Origin of the sequence: Halorientalis brevis, assembly GCF_042678165.1 — an archaeon.
Classification (GTDB): domain Archaea; phylum Halobacteriota; class Halobacteria; order Halobacteriales; family Haloarculaceae; genus Halorientalis; species Halorientalis brevis.
In genome coordinates this window covers 77,736-98,687 of sequence record NZ_JBHUDJ010000015.1, presented here as the reverse complement: position 1 = coordinate 98,687, position 20,952 = coordinate 77,736, and the positions used below count along the sequence as shown (strand labels likewise).

Sequence of the window (20,952 nt, the reverse complement as noted above, 5' to 3'; positions counted from 1 at the left end):
TATCACTAACACCGGAGACTGTCCCGGTGACCGACCACGTCTCTACGCGGTCGCGTCGTGGTAGTCGTCGAGAATGGCGGCGATTCGATCACGCTGCTCACAAAGGAACTGTTCCCCCTGCTCGGTCAGCGTATATTCGTTCGTGCGTTTGTCAAGGGCCGTCTTCTCCACGAGTCCGTCGGTCACTAAGTCGTCGAGGTTGGGATACAAGCGGCCGTGGTTGACCTCGCTGTTGTACACGTCTTCTAACTGCCGTTTGATTGCGAGCCCGTACGACGCTGTCTGAGCGCCTTCCAGTTTCGCGATTGCCAGCAGCGTCTCCTGCTGGAACGTGCTGAGGTCACTGAATGATTCGAGACCGTCGGTCGTGGGGGTTTGCATAGCCGTCATGGGTGCTCGTCTGGATAATCCAACCGTTGGCCACCGTCTGTTCGCGTTCACATCGGTGGTGGATTTGCACAATTCAACGGTCGGTGACTATCAGAGAATAATGTATTCTGTTCTAATATACTTTCTGATGCACAAAGTTTGGTTTGGCATTGGAAAACCGAACTAATTTAGTGCAACACGAGTCAGATTAGTAGAACTGCATTCCATTCTGTCACCCTTATTTGAACGGATATTGTGTCGCACGTGAGGGGGCACAGCCTCTCGCTACAGAGAATTGTGTCCATGATTCAATACTCGAAGCAGCATCGAAACACCAGACTGGCCTTGCACCGGTGCCTTCTGCGTTCACGGCAGTGTTCGAGCGTACCCAGTTCGCTTACTGTCTGCTGAATACACAGCGCCTATCGGGCACTCCAAATTCACTGAGCGGCTGGCGAAGTTGCCAACGGAGACGAGAATCAGTGCCGCCCAAATTCGAGAAGTTCACGCTGTGTGCGATCATCCCCCAATACAAGAACAGTTCGTGCAGATACGACCGTTTACCTGAATTGAGGCGCTAAGGCCCCTTCCTCAACGAGCGAACTGGCCGTGAGCGAGTAGGGAGGGGATACAGCGCCGCACCTCGTGCAAACATTTAGGATTCTGTCGACCCGTAACCACTGTACTGCGATGGAATACACGCACCGCTACTGCGCCCACCCGAACAACGAGGTAGCGGTGGAACTCCGCCGACACATTGACATCCATCGCCAGGCCTACAACTACACCCGCTACGAATACGAGACGCTGCCCAGTGACACGGACACGATCGGTAGCGCGTACAGACATCATAAGCGGCTAACCGACTGGAAATCAGAATTTCCGGTGTTCGGCGAGGTTCACTCGAAGGCACTGCAACGCACAGTCGCACGGTTCTACGACAACCTCTCGAACCTGAAAGACAAGAAGGACGCCGGATACAACGTTGGACGGTTGAAGTGGAAGTCGCCGCGGGACTTTCAGAGCATGACGTATTCGCAGTCCGGCTTCGAGCTCAAAAACACGAGCGGCCAGACCGCGACGCTGTGGCTCTCGAAAATCGGCGACATCCCGATCCGCTACCACCGCGACATCCCCGACGAAGCCGTGATCAAGGAGGTCACGGTCAAACACGAGTCCACCGGCGACTGGTTCGTCTCCTTCGCCCTCGAGATCGACGACGACCACCTGCCGGAGAAACCAGCGATCGACGAACTCGAAGCCGACGATTGTGTGGGTGTTGACCTCGGTATCCTGAACTACATTCATACGAGCGACGGTCTCTCCGTCAGGAAACTGGACGTGGAAGCCGAGTACGAACATCTTCGGAAGGCGCAGCGCATATTGTCACGGCGTGTACACGGCAGCGAGAACTGGGAGAAACAGCGCCGCCACGTCGCGTCCATCAAACGTCGCATTCGGCGGAAGGTCCTTGATTTCCAGCACAAATTGACGACGTGGCTCATTATCGAGTACGACGCCGTGTTCGTCGAGAATTTAGACGTGAAACCGATGCTGGAAGGAAGTCAGAATGCTCGGAACAAGCAGGACGCCGCGTGGCGGCAATTCATCACGCTCTTGGAGTATAAAGCCGACCTGCACGGGTGTCACGTCCGACAGGTCGAACCAGCGAACACGACGAAACAGTGTCACGAGTGTGGTGTGAAAACCAAGAAACCGCTCTGGGTCAGAGAACACAGCTGTCCGAGTTGCGGGTTCGAACTTGATCGTGACTGGAACGCCGCACTGAATGTGGTAGAACGCGGATTACGGAAGCTAGGGCTGGGACAGTCCGAAGTACAACGCCTGCTGGAGACTGGAGCCGCTGTGGGTGACGACCATTCTCGGTCGGTGTCTGCACGCACCGTCGTTGAATCAGGAAGCCCGCCCGAGAGGAACGGAAGCCCCGGACTCAACGAAGCCGCTGTCGCGGCTGAGTAGGCCGGGGTAGTTCACTGCTGGTGATGCTGAGACAGTCTTCGAGGTCCATCGACGTGCATTTGACGGGCGGACGAATCGCACATCGTACAGCGACTACACGACGCTGACAAGGCCGTCGTCTCGCTCGTGGCAGTCGAAGACGACCGAATCGGAGGCCACGTCCTGTTTTCTCCAGCGCGCGCAGAAAATCTGGGAGCGGATGTCGATCCGGTCGGGGTAGCCCCGATCGGCGTCCGACCGGCGACGCAAAACGAGGGAGTCGGCTCGTCGCTGATCCAGCGAGGGCTAGAAGAGTGTCGGAAGGTCGGCGTTGACGCGGTGGTCGTTCTGGGGGACCCAGGATACTATTCCCGTTTCGGCTTCGAACGGGCGAGCGAGTACGGACTTGGGACCGAGTATGACGCCGACGAGGGATTCATGGTCAAACCGTTATATGAAGGCGCGTTGGACACCGGAGACGGGATCGTCACATACCAACCAGCAGTTCGACAGGCAGAGCAGTAGCTCACAGTCCAGACTGCTGACTCGAGATCCGGAGTGAAGTGCCGTCCTCACCCACCGAGATGGGCCGAGTTCACCTCCTGCGAAGGCCAAGCAACTAGGAGGGCCGTCCTCTTGTTGTCGGCGATCGAGGCAAGAGAGAAGAATCGAGCGGCGAGACGACCACCGTCGACGCGTGAACACCTACTCGACGATGATTGCCCCTTTCTCACCCAGCCCACGATGCGGCTGACAGGCATACCGATAAGTCCCGGACTCCTCGAAGGTGTGCTGGAAGTGAACGCCGGCGTCGTCACGAACTTTCCCCGAGTGGATATCCGCGTTCTGGAACACGACGTTGTGTGGAGCAACGCCACTCCAGTTCCACTCGACTCTCGTCCCCGACGAGATCTTCAGGACTGGTGGCTCGAACCCGAAGTAGCCGTTATTCAGCTCCGTGCCGGTCTCGATCGTCACGGTTCCTGCATCGGTTCGATCAGCGATCTCACCCTCGAAGTTGTCGGCATCCCGGAGCCACATATCGACGGTTTCGTTGCCGGTCGACGGTGGTTCCCTGACGATCACCGCGCCTTTCATCCCCTCATCACGGTGTGGTTCGGAGACGAAAGGGTACTCGCCAGTGTCCTCGAACACGTAGTGGTACTCCGTGCCGGCTTGCGCGTTCGTCCGGCCGCTGTCGAACGTGCCGTCGAGCGCTACGACGTTTTGCTGGCCGCCATGCCCGGTCCAGTCCCAGCGGACCTTGGTCATAGGTGGCACTTCGATGACTGCCGGTGCAAACGCCAGTGCATCGTCGACCGGTTCACCCACCCGAATGGTCGGGCGGTCCCCGGCGCCGAATCGAGCGGGTCTGCCGGTGTAGCCATTAGCGTCAGCGAGCCACTCGTCGAGGTCGTCCGGCGGCGTGAGTGACTCGGCCGTTGCGGTGGGGTCAGCAGTCGGTGATGTACGATCACCACTCGCAGGCGTTTCATCATCGGTGGCGGGGCCGTCGGAACTGGACTGTCCAGCCGAGAGACAGCCAGCACTCGCCGCAATCCCGATGACGGCGGTACTCTTGAGGAACCGTCTGCGTTTGGGGGACCGTTCCATTGCGGCTTGGTGTACGCCCTGCCCGACCGAAAAGCCGGATCCCGATTTCCAGATTCTGGAAAGAATCGCCCCCGATTTATATTGAGAGTGCGACATCACCGGACGCACAGAACGTAGCCCAGCCCCTGCCGCTGTGACTGTCCCTCCACGACCGTCCACACAGCGGGAACCCATCGATGCACCGTCCACATTCACGCTGTCCGCGAGGACGGCTGTCACCGATGCCCTGTCGGGTGCATCCAGACAGGAGGTCCCCCACGTGACAAACGACGATATCGACGAACAGGCTGTCTTCGAGGCGCTCGCTGACCCGGAGTGCCGCACCATCTTGGAGAGACTCACCGAACCGATGACGGCACAGGAGATCATCGCCGCGTGTGAACTTCCCCAGACGAGTTGCTACCGAAAACTGGACCACCTCGTCGCGGCCGACCTGGTCGAGGAACGGACGAACGTTCGAACGGATGGACATCACACGACGGCCTACGTCCGGAATTGTTCGGGCGTGTTCGTGGCGCTCGAAGGGAGCGACTCGTTCGAACCGAATCTGCTCCGCGAACCGGAGTCGGCGGAGGAGCGACTGGGCAGGTTCTGGACCCTTCTGAGTGAGCAATTATGAGCGACCACATCCCACTCGTCGTCATCGCTCTGAAGACGGTGACGCTCGTCGTCGGCGGTCTCATCACGTACCTCGCCGTGAAAGCCTCGCAGCGAACCGAGATCGACGGCCTGTCGGTCCTTGCGGTCGGGTTTGGCATCATCACCTTCGGGTCGTTACTCGCGGGGGTGGTCGATCAACTCCTGCGGGTCGACAGCGCGACCGCGCTCGTCGTCGAAAACACGTTGACAGCCATTGGCTTCTGTCTCGTCGCCTACTCCCTCTACGTCACCAAACGTCAATCATTGCCGGAGTGACAGCCACCACACTTTGCACGGAGCGCGATTGAGCCACCGTCTGCCACTGGAGCATGGGCACCTGCTGTAGTTCCTGGTAGAGGTATTAGCGAACGTACCCATCCATTCTAACGGAGGTGTTTCCAGCCATGGTGAAATCGCCATGACCGATAGAGGCCGCATGCAGCACGGCAGCTGCTGTTCGTTCGTGCTGGAGACGTTGAACCAGCCGCTCAGTAGCCGCGGAATTCGTGAGATGCGCCGTCAGGACTCGCGCCACTTGTGGCCGCACTCGACGCAGGTGAACAGCCGCACCTCGTAGGAGCCGCCCGGCTTCGGCAGCATCTCGTAGTCGGCCCGGTCGCTGTCGCAGTCGTCCGCCGGACAGGGCTCCTGCATCGTCTCGGTGGCGCCCTGGGTCGCGTCGGCCACGGCGGGTGCGCCGTCGTCCCGCTGTCCATCCTGGATCGCCATCGCCGCTTCCGCTTGCGAGTCGCGCGGCTCCTCGTTCTCACAGGAGCGACACACCCACGTGTCGCCCTCCGTGTGCATCATCGAACCACACTCGTCACAGAATTGCATGTTACGTAGCAATGCACGGGTGGCGGATATATGTGTTAACTCACGATCCGGCGTGGATTGCAGGCCACTGCGCATGCTGACTGTACTGTCCGTATGTCGCTCGGGCAGTGGCTCGCCCTCGATTTGGGAGATGTCGAATACCGACGTCGGCTTGAACCCGACGAGCCCTTCGGACCACTCCACGGGATCAGTGTCGGCGTAATCACAATTAGCTGATTCGGGCGAGAAGCCTCCGGCCGCAAGGAGCGAACGCAGTTGTGGTGAGCGAGTAGGGCAGAGATGAATCGCCCGCCGAAGCTGGACACATACCATTAAGAGTCGAGAGCCACATAACGTCTATCCAGCAGACGGTTGTCTCAGATATTGTTCAAATTGGGGACGGGAATACGTGGATACAGCAGGTTCCCATGAAAATAGGGGACTGCAGAGCTAGTCTTGCGGAACCGTCCGGGCTGTCTGTTCCGGAGCAGGTGCGGGTGGCTCGTGGGTGCCGAAGTCAGGATGGGTTTCTTCCATCCAGACGTACACGATAGCCCCGGAAACGAACATGAGGATGGCGGTCATGTAGAACGCGGCTTCGGCGTTCACAAACTGCATTGCGAGGCCGATCAGGATTGCGCCGACGCCGTAGCCGGAGTCACGCCACATCCGGTAGACACCCATGCCCGCAGATCGCCAGGTCGGGTGGGCGGCGTCGCCGGGCACGGTCATCAGGTTGGGATAGAGGAGCGCCATTCCAAGGCCGGAGACGGCGGCGAAGATTGCCCACGGAAGGTATCCCTCGACGAGAACCATCCCGAGGACACCGCCACCTGCCAGGAACATGCCGGCGATAACCGGCGGGCGACGCCCGATTCGGTCGGCGAGGCCGCCGGTCGCGATCTGGGAGAAATACATCGCACTGTGAACCCCGACGACGACACCGACGGCTTCGATGCCGAGGCCCTGGCTCGTCAGATACAGTGGGACGGCGATCCAGAACAGCGTGTCCACGAAGTTCTCGATGTGCCCAGCCTGGGCCGCCGCGAACAACGTCTTGTCCCCGTAGGTCGCTCGCTTCAGTACATCCATGAACGGCAGGTTCGCATCGTGGTGGTCGTCGTCACCCTCGGCCTCCGCGTACTGGACGGTCTCCTTGATCAGGAAGATCGAGATGAGGAACGCCAGCACGACCACCGCTGCGAGGAAGTAGAACGGCTCGGGTCGGAGACTCGTCCGTGCAGCGATGACGCCCGTGATCCAGGCACCGGCGGCGACGCCAGTGTAGCCGAACGCCTCGTCGATTCCAACTGCAAGCCCGCGCTGGTCTGGCCCTGCGAGGTCGATCTTCGCGTTGATCGCCATGCTCCAGGTCAGCGCCTGGTTGATGCCCAGCAGGACGTTCCCGGCCGTGATCCACCCCCAACTCGGCGCGAAGATGAGGATGAGGGGCAGCGGCAGTGCCGTCGCCCACCCGAGGATGAGCACCGGCTTGCGGCCGTACTCCTCGCCCCATTTCCCGGCGTAGAGGTTGAGGATGGACTTGACGAAGCCAAAGGAGACGACGAACGAGCCGATGACGAGGAACGACTTCACGCCGAGTACCTCCTCGCCGAGGACGGGCACGACTGCGCGTTCGGAGCCGATGGTCAGCCCCGTCGCGAACACGAGCAGGACGTGCAGCGAGAACTGGCCGAGGTGTTCACGGATTCCCTGTGTGAGATCTGTTGCCGTACTCATGGATTACTCCGCAGCACAGTTGTTCGGACCCAGTTCTAACTCGGCCAGTTCGTCGGTAGGGACCGATTCCTGGCCCACGTTCGTCCGTTTGACGCGCTCGAAGTTCGGCGGATGATCTGGAATATCCGACGCAAGCTCTTGGACGAATTCATCGCGGTCGCGTCTGAGATCCTCGTTCCGTTCTTTGACGTCACCGAGGGTCGCGGTCACCGGGGGTTCTGGTGAGCCAGGGTCGTGCGCCGGGAGGACGACGGCGTCGTCAGGGCGGTCGAGCAGTCGCTGGAGGCTCTCGTAGAGCGTCGCAGCGTTCTCCTCCACGTCGGAGTCTTCGATGCCGGCTTCGACGCCGAGTTCGACCCGGCCCACGCTCTCGTGGAAGAGCGTATCGCCGGTAATCAGTGCTGCACCGTCGACATCGAACGAGACACTTCCCTCGCTGTGTCCAGGGGTGTGAATCACCTCGACGTCGAGTTTGCCGACCGTGACGGTTTGCCCATCCTCAATCGGGGTGGCGTCGAGCGCCAGCGCATCCTTCGGATGGAGGTAGTACGGGACGTCGTGCTGTTCTGCGAGGTCCGCCGCACCGGAGACGTGGTCGGCGTGGGCGTGCGTGTCGAAGACGCCGACCAACGCTGCGTCGTAGTCGGCGAGAATCGCCTCGTACTCCTCAAGGTAGTGAGAGGGGTCGAAGATCGCTGCTTCCCCGTCCGAAACGAGAACGTGCGAGAGGCAGCCCTTCCCCGGACGTGCGACCTGAATGAGCGTGCCATCGAGATCGGCGGGCACTTCCGCATGTCGGTGGACACGGCTCCAGCCGTTCAATCCGTCCGCCAGCGTCGCCGCGTCGTAGTCCATCTCTTCGAGGAGTTCAGTCGCGGTCTCGGCAACGGCACCCGCACCACAGACTGTCACGATCTCTTGCTCTTCAGGAAGGTCTCCGAGAGCATCCTGTGCTGTGTCAGCATCGTCCTTCAACTCGTCGTAGAGATCCACGTTGATGCTGTCCGGGACGTGCCAGTCGTCGTACTCCCCTTCGTGGCGAATATCGACCACGAGCAAGTCGCCTCCGTCGTCCTGCAATCGGTCACTGAGCGTCTCAGGACTAATCTCCGACATGTGTGGTCACTCGTAAGAACAGTACGAGAATATAGGTGCTGCCGGACATGGCCGGTACCGTTAATCCGCTCTAATCCATCTACACGCGTATGAGTCTCTACGAGGCCTCGTTCCGGGTCAAACACGAATGTCCGTATCGAGAGATTTCGGAGCACTATCCGGATCTCACGATTCGCGAGTGGTATCTGAGCGACTGCCAGGTGATCGAACTCACAGCACCAGGAGCGCCGACCGATCAACTCCTCGACGAAATCGATCAACTCGGAACGATTCTTCACGAGTCAGTCGACGAATCCGGGCTCCACGTCGTCACCCAGTCCTGTCTCTGTTCGCTGGAGGACTCCATCATCGAGCGCTTCGAGGAGTACAACTGTCTGTACCAGCCGCCGACGATTCACCGCCAGGGATGGGAGCACTACTCGGTGATCGCCTTCGACGAGAGCGACGTCCGAGCACTTCTGCAGGATCTGGAGGCTGACCGTGACATCGAGGTCCTCTCGAAAACCGAAATCACTGAACAACAGATTCCACACAGTATGCTCGCCCCGGTCGATCAGCTGTTCGAGGACGTGACCGAGCGGCAACTGGCAGCACTCCGATTGGCCCTAGAAAGCGGCTACTACGAACAGCCCCGGAAGACGTCACTCCGGGATCTGGCCGACAAAACTGCCGTCGCGCGGTCGACGTACGAAGAACACCTCCGGAAAGCGGAGAACAAACTCCTCACGAACGCGGGGCAGTTCTTGCGACTGGTCACCGCGACAACGACGGGAGATCCGTTGCAGGTCGAAAAGACACGACAGACCGAACAGGCTGCCGATTAAGCTGCGAGGGCCTCGCCAGGATTTGCTGTCTGGCTATCCGATAGTGAGCACCTTCTCGTCGTCCTCCACGATGCGGAGGTAGTCGTCCATCGAAGCCCGGGGTCTGAGGTCGTCTGCGTCGAGATCGCGGGAATCGAGACACGTCCCGCAAGCAAAGAGTTTGCCGCCGTTTTGGGCGTATTTGAGCATCACGCCGTGTGGATTGAACTTCTCGTGGTCGAGGTCTGGTGCCTCGACGCCATCCCCGAGGAGGAAGACTTCGACCGAATGGTCCGCATCGAGTGCCGTATTTGCCAAACGGAAGGCATTCCAGACGCGCTCAGGGTCGTTCGTCTCAAGGATGATTCCGAGTTCCATAGGAGGGTGTATTTTGCAAACAGGTCCTATCCTGCCCGTAGAAGTGGAAAACCCCATGAGAGGTCAGGCTCTCTAGACCAGATGCCTGCGAACCACTCGCTGACGCTCTTTGCATGTGTCATCAAGACGGGTGACAGTTGACAATAACGGATAACTACTCGAGAATTCCTGATAGATGTATAAAACGAGACTCCAGTGTTGGATTTTAGTTTTAATTTTCTTAGTTGTAGTCTCTTCTAGGGATACTTGACGCTGGCAGGCCAATTTCTCACACCGGTCGCGATGGTCAGCCAGTGTTTCGTGGCGGTGTTGGAGCGCCTCAAAGCCGAGGTCGGTCAGCGGTGTTTCATTCGCGTCGGCTAGCCAGGCAGTGATGTCGTCAACGATGCTCCTGGCACTCTTCAGTTGTATCATTTCTTTATCGAATACCAGACAGAGGACTTCTAATTCCGCTTGTCGAGTGTTCGCCTCCGCGACGATCATTCGATTGAGGTCCGGCGAAAATGACGTTTCTGTCGCTGACGCTATCGCGACCGCTATCGAATCTGTGAGTCCGGTCTGAATCGTCGCAAGCAACGATTCTGTCCCATCGATATCAGCAACGCTGTGCGGTCGGATCGTCTCGTCGAAAATCCTGCGAACCGTACGACACTGCTCCTCAAACGCTGATTCGTTCGAAAAGTGAGGACTCGCCGTGGCTGTGACCCCAGGTGATGTGGAGGGCAGTGACTCAGTCGGCAGGTCCGATACCCGGGTGACGAACGCCTCGAACGCCTCCAGTTTCGCATCGACTGCGTTCTGCTCACCATCTGGTCATGTTTGAGCCTGCTCGGTGTGACCTTTCACAACCATCTCATGTATCAAGGTCAATAACTACGGCTAACTTTGGTTCCAGGAAGTCTGGTTTTTCTCAAGTCACGTGCCTGTGTCCGAAGCACACCTCAGAACGGAAAATACAGGTAGATAGTAGCACGGATTAGGTATTTCTACTTGAGTAGTGAGTTTGACATCCGTTCCGGGAAGCCAACGATGAGTTGGTAGAGGCTCAACTGTTCTTCGTCGTCATCTCCACGAAGGTACGACCGTGTTCGTTGACTGATCATCTCGACCGAGAGGACCAACAGAACGATGAACATGATCGTCGCCATCATATTGGTGAACTTGAACGTCTGCTGCTCGATCGACAACGTCACGCCCAGACCCCCAGCACCGATGATTCCGAGGCCGACCGCGGACCGGACGTTATTTTCCAGGATGAACATCGCCCAGGCGATGAACGGTCGAACGATCTGGGTGATCATCCCGAACGTGATTACCTGTGGCTTGTTGGCCCCGGTGCTCCTGACCCCTTCGATGGGTCCGTCATCTATCTCTTCGAGTTCGTCAGTGAGCAGTCGACCCAGTTCTCCGATGGTATCCGTCCCGATGGCGAGAGTCGCGGTTACCGGGGAGATTCCGCCCAGCGGGACGTATATAAGGGCCCAGACGAGCGACGGAATGGAGCGAATGATGCTCATTATCCCCCGGAATATGAAGTTGATTGGGAACGGCGTCACCCGCTCGTTGCCGAGGATGCCCAACAAGAGTGCCAGCGGCGCCCCCATGATGGTGCCTGCGAGGGCGATGGCTAGCGTGATTCCGGCTTCCCCGACCAGCTTTTCTTCGACCCAGAATTGGTAGTACTGGCCGACGTCGACGAATGGAACGAGATCGAAATACGCCGTCAGCGGGAAGTACTGTGTGAGCGCCGTGACGAACTCCGGCCAGTACTGGAGCCACTCTTCCGTCCAGAACCCGGCCATGTCCAGCGACCAGACCAACAGCACCGCAATGAAGACGACCAAAACCGATTGTGAGAGACGCCGTATCAGCCGTTTTCGTTTCAGTGCGGCGTGCTGCTGTTTGACCGCAGATTCCCCTTGGCTATCCTCGAGGTATCGTGAACGGAACCGCTCGACCATGGAGTCGGAATCCGCACTCATTGTTCGGTCCCGATGCCCTTGTCTGCTGTCTGGATGGGTTCACTCATCTCGTCGGTTTCAGTTCCCTGACGAAGGTCGTCGGTCTCGATGTGACCATAGATCTCTTCCAGCATCTCACTCGTCAACTCCTCGCGCGGTCCGTCGAACACCACTTCTCCGCTCTTTATGCCGATAAACTGCTCACCGAACTCACGAGCGATATTTATCTGATGGAGGCTCGCCAGGGTCGTGAGGTTGCGGGTTTCGGCCGTCTCCCGGAGATACTCCATCACCGTCTCGGCACTCGAGGGGTCCAGACTCGCGACGGGTTCGTCAGCGAGCAGGAGAGCTGGTTCTTGCACCAGCGCGCGGGCGATCCCGACGCGCTGTTGCTGTCCACCGCTCATGCTGCCTACTTTCTGGCCAGCCTCACCGAGCAGCCCGACCGTCTCCAAGGCCTCCAGCGCGAGTTCCCGATCGTCGACGGGCTGACGGTTGATCAGACTCCGAAAGAACCCCGTTCGGTTGAGTGTCCCGGTCAAGGCGTTGCCGTAGGCACTCAGCTCTTCGACAAGGTTGTGCTGTTGGAACACCATCCCGATGTCCGACCGAGAGTTGGTGATCTCCTCGCCATCGAGGTACACGCTGCCTGCGGTCGGTTCGGTCAACCCATTGAGGATCCGCAACAGCGTCGACTTGCCGGCCCCGGACTCTCCGAGCACGACGGCGAAGTTCCCGTCAGGGATCTCGAAAGAGACCTCGGACAAAGCCGTCGTCTCACCGTATCGCTTGGTTAGATTCTCGACACGTAGGGTCATGGAGAGGAATTAATTGCCCAGATCGACGTCCAGCGTATTGATGACGTCAATGACCGGCTGGTAATCTTCGATGGTGGCCGGTTCGACTGCCGTAAGCGGGTTTTCGACGTCCCCGTCGGGCTTTCGAAGCGTCCCGTCGTCGATCGAGACGATCGCCTCCTCGATGTCGGACCGCAGCGGGTGTTCCCAGTTGCTGCGCGCGATGATCGGGGAGAAGGGGAGCGAGGTCGACGCTTCCACCAGTTCCAGTTCGGGCGACTCCGTTCCGACGTCGTCGTTCCACCGACCGGACCGTTCGCGGACCCGTTCCGGCCACTGGTCTTCCGGGATGTGGTTCAGGAGGACTGCGATGTCACAGCCACAGGCGACGACGTCGTCTCGGTTGATGAGCGTTTTGACGGCGTTTCTGTGACTACCCGTGTAGATGGCGTTGTAGTCGACAGAATCACCGTACGGGGCCTCACCGGGGTCGAGACCGGCCTTCTGGAGCATGTAATTAGGATACAACGACCCGCTGCTCGATGGCCGGTCGGCGAACGCGATGCTCTTGCCCTCGATGTCTGTGGTCTCCTCGATGTCGGAGTCCGGAAGGGTGGCGAGCGCCGAGAAGTACACCGCTGCACCACCTTCCTCCACGATACCGACGACGTCGAACTCGTCCGGGTTGGCGAGCAGAGCCACGTCGCTACGCGTCATCTCTCCCTGATTATTGAGTAAGGCCTGCATGATCGCCGAGGTGCTGTCCGAGAATTCGACGTTGAAATCGGCTTCGTTGACCTCGGACCGAACGTGCTCTCTGAACGGTTCCCACATCTCCTCCGTGTCTCCCGGGGTTTCAGCCGGCGTCTCGATGAACGTGACCGGTTCGTAATTGTTGCCCGGCGAGTCCCCATTCGAACCGGAGTCGCCACCAGAACTATCACTAGAATCATTCGAGCTACAGCCCGCGAAGCCGGCGGTCAGTGCAATGCCAGTGCTCTGAAGCACGCGTCGGCGTGTCTGATCTTTCATCGACGAGATGAGGTAGTTAGTTTCTCCATTTGAAAGCTGATAATATCCGCCTATATCAATAGATGGTGTTGGGTTTGTATCAGCAACAGCCTTAGTGGTATATAATTGTAAATCTATATTACCAAGATGTTTTTCAATATATAATATTGGTAGATAGATTTCATAAGAGAGGCTAAAGTTCCTCAAACAGTCCGCTCACAGGATTGCTTGGATGAGAACGTGTTTTCGGGTGTCGAGTCCACCACCTCAAATGGCGTTGAATTGTGGATTTCGTTGGTCTGTCTTATACTTCTGGTCAAATGGAATTCCCGCCTGTCCTTCACGATATTTTGATTGTCACCGCCGAGTGACTTCGAGTATCTTGGTGCTTTCTCAGACGCTTGTTGCTGGATTCGCACTATGTATTCAGCACGGCTACAGAAACCGATCACTGTAGACGAACTTGTCACGACAGTCAATCTATTAATAGAAACTGGGGCTCAGAGGGGTAACCACTCCTCACTGGTGAGGCGAACACAGACCGCAAAATTGAACGTTTCATCGACTGCTGACATCACATAGAGGAGTTGACAGTACGATAACTCCTATCCGAACTGTTAAGTTGCCGGACCTAGGAGCTTCAGGTAAGCAGATCATTGCTGCTGTGGTGACGTCGTCGGCAGCGCCCATGGCCAGTGCCCAATGAGGCCGTATTGGCTGAGGGTAGGTCCGAGCGCCACTACGGGGAGATCGTGAGTAACTCCCGCACTCCCCGGGAACGATTCCGTTCCGCTGGCGCGGACTTCCACTGCTCTTTCCCGGTCGCCGGCTCTCACGAGTCGGCGACTCTTTCGCCGAAAGAGTACGCAGGGGATACAGAGCGTCTGTTTACCGTTCTTTCGACTGATGCACCACGATACCCTTTCACGATATGACGACGAACATAACCGACTTGACGAGCATTCGAGACGAGATTGTCGACGAAATTCCGGACGCACTTTCGGTCTCTCGTGTAACGTTCGAAGGCCCACGGCTTATTATCTACACCGAGACGCCCCGAAAGTTCGCTGAGCGTGGCGATATCATCGGTCACCTCGCGAGTACGTTCCGAAAGCGGATCACGATTCGACCGACAGCAGAGAGTCGGCTCTCACCGGACGACGCGCGATCGCGCATTCTGGACATCGTTCCCGATGATGCCGGGATTACGAACATCGAGTTCTATCCCGACACTGGCGAAGTACTGCTGGAAGCCGAAAAACCGGGGATGGCGATCGGACGCCGGGCGAGCACGCTCCAGGAAATCACAGAAGACGTCGGCTGGACGCCGGAAGTCCTCCGAACGCCGCCGATCGAATCCTCGACAGTGGCGAACGTCCGCTCGTTCCTGACGCAGGAACGGGCAGAACGCCAGGAACTACTCGAAGACATCGGCAAGCGAATTTACCGAACACCCTCACAAGACACCGAGTGGGTTCGCGTCACGACGCTGGGTTGTTGTCGTGAGGTCGGCCGGGCGAGTTTCATTCTCAGCACGCCGGAGACACGGGTGCTCATCGACTGCGGCGACAAGCCCGGTGCCGAAGGAGAGGTTCCCTATCTGCAGGTGCCCGAGGCAAACCCGATCGCCGACCTCGACGCCGTCGTCCTCACGCACGCCCATCTCGACCACAGCGCGTTGCTCCCGCTCCTGTTCAAGTACGGCTACGACGGCCCGATCTACACGACGGCTCCGACACGCGATCTCATGGGTCTGCTCCAACTCGACTATCTCGACGTCGCCGTCAAAGAAGGGCGAGTCGCGCCATACGAGAGCGAGATGGTGCGAGAAGCACTCAAACACACGATCACGCTCGATTACGGCGACGTCACCGACATCGCGCCGGATATCAAGCTGACACTCCACAATGCGGGCCATATCCTCGGGAGTGCCGTCGCGCACTTCCACATCGGGGACGGCCTCTACAACGTCGTGTTTTCAGGAGACATTCACTACCGAGATACGCGCCTGTTCAACGGCGCGTCGAACGACTTCCCGCGGGTCGAAACGCTGTTCATGGAATCGACGTACGGACAGGACGGCGATTACCAGACCGACCAAGAGGACAGCGAACGCCGGTTGTACGAACTGATATCGGAGACCCACGACAAAGGTGGGAAAGTCGTCGTTCCGTCGTTCGCCGTCGGCCGTTCCCAGGAGATGATGCTCGTCCTCGAGGAGGGGATGCGCGAGGGGACGATTCCGACGATGCCGATCTATCTCGACGGGATGATCCGCGAAGCGACGGCCATCCACACGGCGTATCCGGAATTCCTCCGGGATGGCCTCAAGCAACGGATCCTCCACGAGGACGACAACCCGTTCCTCGCCGACCAGTTCCAGCAGGTCGACGGCGGCGAAGAGATGCGCGAAGACATTGCCAGCGGCGAGCCGTGCATCATCCTCTCGACGTCGGGGATGGTGACCGGCGGGCCGATCATGTCGTGGCTGGAACTGCTCGCTCCGGACCCGAAGAACACGCTCGTGTTCGTCGGCTACCAAGCGGATGGAACCTTGGGCCGCCAGATCCAGTCTGGACAGCGGGAGATCACGCTCGATAAGGGACGCGGAGGGGCTGATCGGGTAGAGCTCCGGTTCGATGTCGAATCAGTGAGTGGCTTCTCCGGGCACTCGGACCGAAACGGACTCGAAAACTTCGTCCGCTCGATGAACCCACGGCCCGAAGAAATCCTGTGTGTCCACGGCGACGAGCGGGCGACGGATCAGCTCTCGTCTGCACTCTATCGGAAACTCAATCTCCGGACAGTCGCTCCACGCAATCTCGAGACCTTCCGACTGGTGTGAATTCTGGTTGCGAAGTCGCGCATTGCACTGGGGTTCTACACGTCAATTGAGTACCGTGTTGGGTCAGTTCGAAGTCGCCGAAGTATCCGCTGCTAGCCGGTCAGTGAGGCGTGTCTGGTTCACCCGATAGATAGTTACAGCGTCGTTTTCATACACTTCACGCACGGCCGTCCTGTTTGAGAACAGAGTGGCCCCATATCGCTCCCGTTCGAGCGGTCCATAAAAGATGTATTGCACCTCGTAATGCGCGAGAAGACGGGACTGTGTCTTTCGACTACCGTTAAACATGAGGCCGACGTCATCAACGCGGTTCCAGTACGTATCTGCACCTCGATATGCTGATTCATGAGCCCACCCGGCAACCGTCGGCACGCCGGTAAGACTCGATGGTGCATTGACCCATCGATACTCTCGCCAAATGTACGCGCCTGGGACACTGATGATGGTTGGTGTTCCTGACCGGTTATCGAGCCATTCGATGGCGGCCATCTGGTCCGGATACCGCTGTTCGGCGAAGGCCAACGCATCAAGCGTCGGTTCGTCCGGTGATCGGACAGCGTCATTTTCAGCGGTTGTCCACTGGTGGACCGCACCCATACCGTAGACACCCGTTGAGATGAGGAGGACTGCCACTACCAATCCGCGGACAACAGTATTCGACACCGGCGTGAGATCGATGGCTCGACGACTCGTGACGAACCGACCAACGACGACACCAGCGGCCACACTGAAGAGCACCCAGATCTGGGCGTACGTCTTGTAGAACGTGTTGAACCGGCCGGGCTTTGCGGGTTCCCGGAGATAGACGAGTTCCACCAAGACGATTAAACTGAAACCCGCAAAGGCGAGGAGCGTTTCAAACCCGAGATCGGTGTGTTCCCCTCGCTGTGTCCGTTCGAGACCGCGCCAAACGACGACTGCCAACGTTCCGAAGAGCACGACAGCAGCGTACGTCGGAAAGAGAACGCCGCCCGCCGCAATTACCATCCCGATCATCGTTGCTGTCGTGTAAGTACTCACGCCGGGTGACAGGCGAGAAAGAAGGGAGGGCACCAGGACGGCCAGGAACGGCCCGTGAATCAACAGCAGTGCACCCAACGAACTTCGAGCGGGGAAGACACCGAGTGCCATCCCGGACGTTTCGGACACGTGCCAGAACGGCAGCGACCACACTACGGCAAGCACGAGTACAACGCCGACCACGAGTGACGAGCCGAGGAGTCGCCCCCACGTTCGAGACACAGCGGGGAATCGAGAGTCGTTGAACGGAACAGAGATCCATTCCCGGCCAGGTCCAAGTGTCCCCAGCGATGAAGGCCTGAAGTACACCGTCAGCCACGTCAACCCAGCGATAACAGGCACCGACCAGGCGTTCGTCGCTGCGACGAATCCAGAGACAGCCGGAATGACACCGAACAGTAATACCTGTCTGTACCGTCGCTGCGAACTATCAGTGCAGAAGTATGCATAGAGACAGGCGACAGCGAGCAGCTCGAACGGCATCGCAAGCATGTGTGCATGGAGGTCGCCGTTCAGATACGCAAACAGCGGGAACTCGCTGATCAGAGTCGGGACGATTCGGCTGGCTGACCAGTAGTGGAACGAACCCGGTGAGAGCGCAAATTCCGACACCGTTCCATCACCGAGCAGAGACGCGATCGAATCAGGCAGTGCCCAGACGAGGAGTCGAGAAACGGTCAACAGGTTGCTCGCGAAGCCAGCGAAGAAGGCGCCCATCAGTGCGGCTGCAGTGCCGGCGTTCCACCGCTTCCCGATCGCCCCGGTGAGCCCGTACGACGCCGTTACCAGTGTGGCATAGAACGTCGCCAACGAGAGATTGTAGGCGTATCGAGCTGCTGTTCCCGTGAGTCGAGCGAGGAGTGAGGCAACGAAATGCCCAGCATAGTAGTAGCTGAATGGTTCGCCAGCGAACCAGATGTCTTCAGCCGGAAGGACGTCGGCTCGCAGATGTGCCTGCAGGAGTCCGAAATTCAGGAACTTCTCACCGCTGGCCGGATCGACGGCAGGGTCCAGTACCCGGAGTGCGAGCAAAAACAGGAAAGAAACGCCAAACACACCGAAGGCTGGCATTCCTCGACGGAACTGTTCGTACCACTCGCCGCATCGAACCACTACGAGCGAACTCAGGAGCAAGAGCGCAATGCCGACCCACAGTCCAGCGGTGATCGACAGATGTCCGAACCACAATCCGACGAGACCGAGTACGAACAATGCAACCGGAAGTCCGAACGCTACGGCGTATCGTCCGAGCAGCGGGAGGACCCCCAGCGCGATGATGCCACCGGCTAGCCCAAGTCCCAGACAGAGGACAAGCCAGGCGGCGACGACTGAAACGTCGATCACCGTGTTCAACTAGTGTGAATTCGTCGCTGACTAAAACCCGTCGGCACAGCTCAGTCCCACTCTCACAGAAGCGGTGACGGGTGCTTACGAATCGATCGTCTCACCACAGACGGGACACGTTGACTCGCCGCGGTTCGTCCCGAGGTCGGTTGCGTCTCCTGTCCACCCACAGACTGGACACTGAACGGGAGTCGTCGAAGGCATTCACGTATACAATTTCAGGTGGGCGACAAAGTACTGGTGCCGATCGTCACTCAGTTGACGGAACGTTCACTTCCCGTAGAATCTGCCGAAGAGTATTTACCGCCGAGGTCTGAAGGACCACTTGTTCCAGGGCGTCCAGTTCCGTCCTTTCTTCGCGTGCCCTGTTGTTCGCCATCTCGTGGAAGCGTCCTCTTTGGCAGCGCTCTGAAACGTGCGTGCCGGATGAAAGTGCGTCCCGCGGCGGGCACCAGGTCTCTCTGGCGGAAATGGGTCACACCCCTCGAAACGAGTGAATCCATGATACACGAAACAGACCTCCCGTGTTCGGACTGTGGTGCAGGGCTCTTCGAACGCTCCGTCGATGTCCGTGAGCTGCCCGTGACGCTTCCCTCACAGGACCAGACGATCACTGTCGCAGAGTGTCCCCGCTGTGGCGCACGATATTATCCCGAAGACACGCTCTCTGACGTTCATCGCACTAGAAGCGATCTTCAACAGGAGGGAAGCTGACCGATGGACTCCGCACAGGAATCTGACCAGCAGCGAGTGCAGCCATCTGTGAGTGAACTGCCGGACTCGCTCGGAGAGGGGACGACACTACTCCTCTGTCCGTTTGATCCGACGGCTCACGACTTGAGTTTGCTTGCGCTCGCGGAGTTCGGGGAATCGACCGATACCGGCGTCATTGTCACGACGACACGTGGCGTCGAGAAGACTATCGAGACGTACACAGCCCTCGATGATGCAAACGCTCAGCCGTCGATCTGTATCGTAGACACGGTGTCCGAACAGCAATCGATTTCTGCGATGTACGAGACGGTCCCGACGGTGTTCACCCCCTCCGCGGAGGACGTCGAACGACTGGTTCTTGCCCTCTCTGATCTCACGAGGAACCGAACGCCAGACGACGGAGAGCGCCATCTCGTTGTCCCATCGCTCACGCCGCTGTTGGCGAACGCATCCGTCAGCCAGATCACCGACGTACTCGACCGCATCACGGGCCTTCGGACGGCCGGTGGGTTCGGTCTCTTCGGTCTTGATTACACTGAACACGACGAATCAACAGTCTCAGCGGTCGCAAGTGCAGTGGATCGCGTCCTCTGGGTGACGAAGCAGGCCGACGATGAATTCGCCTTCGAACTCCGGTCGACGCGCGGAGAGCTGCGCGAACTTTCGGTCTCCAAGGATCCATCCGAGTAACTCCTCTCGAAAAAGGAGCGACTAGTCACGGATGACTGATAATATGAGAAGAGCACTTCTCCGCTCATGACCCATCACTGCGAATATTTTGACATGCGTTTGACGTTCACGCTGTGGTAATTCCCTCCTCCGTTTATACGAACAGGCAGTCTACTAGCGGATGATGCCAGAAGAGGTCCTTTTCAAAACCGAGGAGCGACAGACGAGAGCCGCCATCGCCGACGCGCTCAGCACTGCTGCTGAAGAGATAAAGTCGGGTTCCGTGCATCTGGAGAGCGCATCCGAAGACAGAGATGTTGCCATCCCCGAGGAACCGCGCTTCGAAGTCGAACTGGAACGCCTGACCGATTCGGAGACTGGTGAACAGCGCTACGAACTCGAATACGAGATCCGCTGGACGAAGTGACCGCTTTCCGCGTTTCATCTACACTGCTATCGACGCCCTTCTTCTGCCGATTAGAACCGGTTCGAGTCCGACAACGCGGAAAGTGTCCGTTAGTCCCGTAGTGTTGCTGCAATCTCGCGGACCTGCTCGGTCTCTCGCTCGGAGTAGCCGATGACGCGGACGTCGGTAAGCGTTGCTGGCTCGTAGTCGTCGATCTCTTCGCAGACGAGTCGCGCACCGCGTTCGAACTCGAAGCCTGCTGCGCCCGTTCCCAGAATCGGCATGACGATGGAGTCACAGCCGAGTTCGTCGGCCCGTTCGAGCGTGTTCCGCGTCGCCTGGCGGATACTCTCTGGCGTCGCGCGGCCGTCACCGTAGTGTGGCATCGCGGCAGCATGAATCACGTATTCAGCATCCAGGTCGAACGCGTCCGTGACGGCGACCTCTCCAAGGTCCACCGGTCCTTTCGACATGGCCTCGTCGTTGATGGGGCCGTTGGCGTTCCGCCGGAGTGCACCGGCGACACCGCTGCCCATCCGCAGACTCGTTCCGGCAGCGTTCACCAGTGCGTCCGCACTCTCCTCCGCAATATCTCCCTGTACCACGCTGAACTCCATACACACACGTTAGCCGCGTTTTCACTAAAATCCAGCCCGGGTGTTTCGACGTGTCACACCTGTCCGAGTGTCATCAACTCTGGTAACCGCCTGTCTCCATCAACGCAACCTGTAACTGGCCTGCTCTGGAGATT

The 20,952-nt window shown here is 58.6% G+C and carries 19 protein-coding genes and 1 pseudogene; 8 read left to right on the top strand and 12 right to left on the bottom strand.

Annotated elements, in window-relative coordinates; genetic code table 11:
- Positions 1–42: 42 nt before the first annotated feature.
- The gene (locus tag ACFR9U_RS20470; protein WP_379815054.1) at positions 43–381 is read right to left on the bottom strand and encodes a PadR family transcriptional regulator; all 339 of its coding nucleotides are present in this window, start codon (positions 379–381) and stop codon (positions 43–45) included.
- A gap of 678 nt (positions 382–1,059) precedes the next feature.
- Between ACFR9U_RS20470 and ACFR9U_RS20465 the strand changes: the two genes are divergently transcribed.
- Positions 1,060–2,349, top strand: coding sequence for an RNA-guided endonuclease InsQ/TnpB family protein (locus tag ACFR9U_RS20465; protein ID WP_247381228.1), 1,290 nt, complete (start codon positions 1,060–1,062; stop codon positions 2,347–2,349).
- A 126-nt stretch (positions 2,350–2,475) separates the two neighbouring features.
- Positions 2,476–2,853: a GNAT family N-acetyltransferase gene (locus ACFR9U_RS20460; protein WP_247381229.1), complete on the top strand. Its 378-nt coding sequence runs from the start codon at positions 2,476–2,478 to the stop codon at positions 2,851–2,853.
- A gap of 180 nt (positions 2,854–3,033) precedes the next feature.
- Here ACFR9U_RS20460 and ACFR9U_RS20455 read toward each other — a convergent pair whose 3' ends face one another.
- On the bottom strand, positions 3,034–3,942 hold the full coding sequence (locus ACFR9U_RS20455; RefSeq protein ID WP_247381231.1) for a halocyanin domain-containing protein: 909 nt from the start codon (positions 3,940–3,942) through the stop codon (positions 3,034–3,036).
- 259 nt (positions 3,943–4,201) lie between these two features.
- Between ACFR9U_RS20455 and ACFR9U_RS20450 the strand changes: the two genes are divergently transcribed.
- Positions 4,202–4,561 carry a winged helix-turn-helix domain-containing protein gene (locus ACFR9U_RS20450; RefSeq protein ID WP_247381232.1) on the top strand — a complete coding sequence of 120 codons (360 nt, stop codon included), beginning with the start codon at positions 4,202–4,204 and terminating at the stop codon, positions 4,559–4,561.
- Positions 4,558–4,857 carry a DUF7521 family protein gene (locus tag ACFR9U_RS20445; RefSeq protein ID WP_247381234.1) on the top strand — a complete coding sequence of 100 codons (300 nt, stop codon included), beginning with the start codon at positions 4,558–4,560 and terminating at the stop codon, positions 4,855–4,857. The genes ACFR9U_RS20450 and ACFR9U_RS20445 overlap by 4 nt, the downstream gene beginning before the upstream one ends.
- A gap of 243 nt (positions 4,858–5,100) precedes the next feature.
- On the opposite strand, the gene ACFR9U_RS20440 is transcribed toward ACFR9U_RS20445, so the two are convergent.
- The 3 genes from ACFR9U_RS20440 to ACFR9U_RS20430 form a co-directional block, all read right to left on the bottom strand.
- Positions 5,101–5,418, bottom strand: coding sequence for an RPA12/RPB9/RPC11 RNA polymerase family protein (locus ACFR9U_RS20440; protein WP_247381361.1), 318 nt, complete (start codon positions 5,416–5,418; stop codon positions 5,101–5,103).
- 429 nt (positions 5,419–5,847) lie between these two features.
- Positions 5,848–7,137: an MFS transporter gene (locus ACFR9U_RS20435; RefSeq protein ID WP_247381235.1), complete on the bottom strand. Its 1,290-nt coding sequence runs from the start codon at positions 7,135–7,137 to the stop codon at positions 5,848–5,850.
- Between the two features lie 3 nt (positions 7,138–7,140).
- Positions 7,141–8,253 carry an MBL fold metallo-hydrolase gene (locus ACFR9U_RS20430; RefSeq protein ID WP_247381236.1) on the bottom strand — a complete coding sequence of 371 codons (1,113 nt, stop codon included), beginning with the start codon at positions 8,251–8,253 and terminating at the stop codon, positions 7,141–7,143.
- 89 nt (positions 8,254–8,342) lie between these two features.
- Here ACFR9U_RS20430 and ACFR9U_RS20425 point away from each other — a divergent pair, with 89 nt between their 5' ends.
- Positions 8,343–9,077 (top strand): helix-turn-helix domain-containing protein, encoded by a 735-nt coding sequence (locus ACFR9U_RS20425; protein WP_247381237.1) that lies wholly within the window; start codon positions 8,343–8,345, stop codon positions 9,075–9,077.
- A gap of 33 nt (positions 9,078–9,110) precedes the next feature.
- On the opposite strand, the gene ACFR9U_RS20420 is transcribed toward ACFR9U_RS20425, so the two are convergent.
- The 5 genes and pseudogenes from ACFR9U_RS20420 to ACFR9U_RS20400 all read right to left on the bottom strand — a co-directional run bounded on the left by ACFR9U_RS20420 (position 9,111) and on the right by ACFR9U_RS20400 (position 13,224).
- Complete coding sequence (locus tag ACFR9U_RS20420) at positions 9,111–9,434, bottom strand: DsrE family protein (protein ID WP_247381238.1); 324 nt, start codon at positions 9,432–9,434, stop codon at positions 9,111–9,113.
- A 72-nt stretch (positions 9,435–9,506) separates the two neighbouring features.
- Positions 9,507–10,226 (bottom strand): annotated as a pseudogene (locus tag ACFR9U_RS21425) (DUF7260 family protein); the annotation flags it as partial.
- 194 nt (positions 10,227–10,420) lie between these two features.
- A complete protein-coding gene (gene phnE / locus ACFR9U_RS20410; RefSeq protein ID WP_379815048.1) occupies positions 10,421–11,416 on the bottom strand; it encodes a phosphonate ABC transporter, permease protein PhnE in 996 nt (331 codons plus the stop codon).
- Positions 11,413–12,213: a phosphonate ABC transporter ATP-binding protein gene (phnC, locus tag ACFR9U_RS20405; protein ID WP_247381241.1), complete on the bottom strand. Its 801-nt coding sequence runs from the start codon at positions 12,211–12,213 to the stop codon at positions 11,413–11,415. The genes phnE and phnC overlap by 4 nt, the downstream gene beginning before the upstream one ends.
- A gap of 9 nt (positions 12,214–12,222) precedes the next feature.
- Positions 12,223–13,224, bottom strand: a complete 1,002-nt coding sequence (locus ACFR9U_RS20400; protein ID WP_247381242.1) for a PhnD/SsuA/transferrin family substrate-binding protein — start codon at positions 13,222–13,224, stop codon at positions 12,223–12,225.
- A gap of 910 nt (positions 13,225–14,134) precedes the next feature.
- Between ACFR9U_RS20400 and ACFR9U_RS20395 the strand changes: the two genes are divergently transcribed.
- A complete protein-coding gene (locus ACFR9U_RS20395; protein ID WP_247381243.1) occupies positions 14,135–16,048 on the top strand; it encodes a beta-CASP ribonuclease aCPSF1 in 1,914 nt (637 codons plus the stop codon).
- A 63-nt stretch (positions 16,049–16,111) separates the two neighbouring features.
- Here ACFR9U_RS20395 and ACFR9U_RS20390 read toward each other — a convergent pair whose 3' ends face one another.
- The gene (locus ACFR9U_RS20390; protein ID WP_247381364.1) at positions 16,112–18,412 is read right to left on the bottom strand and encodes a DUF2298 domain-containing protein; all 2,301 of its coding nucleotides are present in this window, start codon (positions 18,410–18,412) and stop codon (positions 16,112–16,114) included.
- 717 nt (positions 18,413–19,129) lie between these two features.
- On the opposite strand from ACFR9U_RS20390, the gene ACFR9U_RS20385 reads away from it, so the two are divergent.
- Both ACFR9U_RS20385 and ACFR9U_RS20380 read left to right on the top strand, forming a co-directional pair.
- Positions 19,130–19,816, top strand: coding sequence for a DUF7504 family protein (locus tag ACFR9U_RS20385; protein WP_247381245.1), 687 nt, complete (start codon positions 19,130–19,132; stop codon positions 19,814–19,816).
- Between the two features lie 163 nt (positions 19,817–19,979).
- A complete protein-coding gene (locus tag ACFR9U_RS20380) occupies positions 19,980–20,222 on the top strand; it encodes an amphi-Trp domain-containing protein (protein ID WP_247381247.1) in 243 nt (80 codons plus the stop codon).
- Between the two features lie 89 nt (positions 20,223–20,311).
- On the opposite strand, the gene ACFR9U_RS20375 is transcribed toward ACFR9U_RS20380, so the two are convergent.
- Positions 20,312–20,818: a macro domain-containing protein gene (locus tag ACFR9U_RS20375; protein WP_247381249.1), complete on the bottom strand. Its 507-nt coding sequence runs from the start codon at positions 20,816–20,818 to the stop codon at positions 20,312–20,314.
- Positions 20,819–20,952 lie beyond the last annotated feature (134 nt).

What these genes read in the sequence shown, in the direction of transcription:
- ACFR9U_RS20470 (WP_379815054.1), bottom strand. Translation starts at nt 381, where the DNA reads ATGCAAACCCCCACGACCGACGGTCTCGAATCATTCAGTGACCTCAGC.
- ACFR9U_RS20465 (WP_247381228.1), top strand. Translation starts at nt 1,060, where the DNA reads ATGGAATACACGCACCGCTACTGCGCCCACCCGAACAACGAGGTAGCG.
- ACFR9U_RS20455 (WP_247381231.1), bottom strand. Translation starts at nt 3,942, where the DNA reads ATGGAACGGTCCCCCAAACGCAGACGGTTCCTCAAGAGTACCGCCGTC.
- ACFR9U_RS20445 (WP_247381234.1), top strand. Translation starts at nt 4,558, where the DNA reads ATGAGCGACCACATCCCACTCGTCGTCATCGCTCTGAAGACGGTGACG.
- ACFR9U_RS20440 (WP_247381361.1), bottom strand. Translation starts at nt 5,418, where the DNA reads ATGCAATTCTGTGACGAGTGTGGTTCGATGATGCACACGGAGGGCGAC.
- ACFR9U_RS20435 (WP_247381235.1), bottom strand. Translation starts at nt 7,137, where the DNA reads ATGAGTACGGCAACAGATCTCACACAGGGAATCCGTGAACACCTCGGC.
- ACFR9U_RS20430 (WP_247381236.1), bottom strand. Translation starts at nt 8,253, where the DNA reads ATGTCGGAGATTAGTCCTGAGACGCTCAGTGACCGATTGCAGGACGAC.
- ACFR9U_RS20425 (WP_247381237.1), top strand. Translation starts at nt 8,343, where the DNA reads ATGAGTCTCTACGAGGCCTCGTTCCGGGTCAAACACGAATGTCCGTAT.
- ACFR9U_RS20420 (WP_247381238.1), bottom strand. Translation starts at nt 9,434, where the DNA reads ATGGAACTCGGAATCATCCTTGAGACGAACGACCCTGAGCGCGTCTGG.
- phnE (WP_379815048.1), bottom strand. Translation starts at nt 11,416, where the DNA reads ATGAGTGCGGATTCCGACTCCATGGTCGAGCGGTTCCGTTCACGATAC.
- phnC (WP_247381241.1), bottom strand. Translation starts at nt 12,213, where the DNA reads ATGACCCTACGTGTCGAGAATCTAACCAAGCGATACGGTGAGACGACG.
- ACFR9U_RS20400 (WP_247381242.1), bottom strand. Translation starts at nt 13,224, where the DNA reads ATGAAAGATCAGACACGCCGACGCGTGCTTCAGAGCACTGGCATTGCA.
- ACFR9U_RS20395 (WP_247381243.1), top strand. Translation starts at nt 14,135, where the DNA reads ATGACGACGAACATAACCGACTTGACGAGCATTCGAGACGAGATTGTC.
- ACFR9U_RS20385 (WP_247381245.1), top strand. Translation starts at nt 19,130, where the DNA reads ATGGACTCCGCACAGGAATCTGACCAGCAGCGAGTGCAGCCATCTGTG.
- ACFR9U_RS20380 (WP_247381247.1), top strand. Translation starts at nt 19,980, where the DNA reads ATGCCAGAAGAGGTCCTTTTCAAAACCGAGGAGCGACAGACGAGAGCC.
- ACFR9U_RS20375 (WP_247381249.1), bottom strand. Translation starts at nt 20,818, where the DNA reads ATGGAGTTCAGCGTGGTACAGGGAGATATTGCGGAGGAGAGTGCGGAC.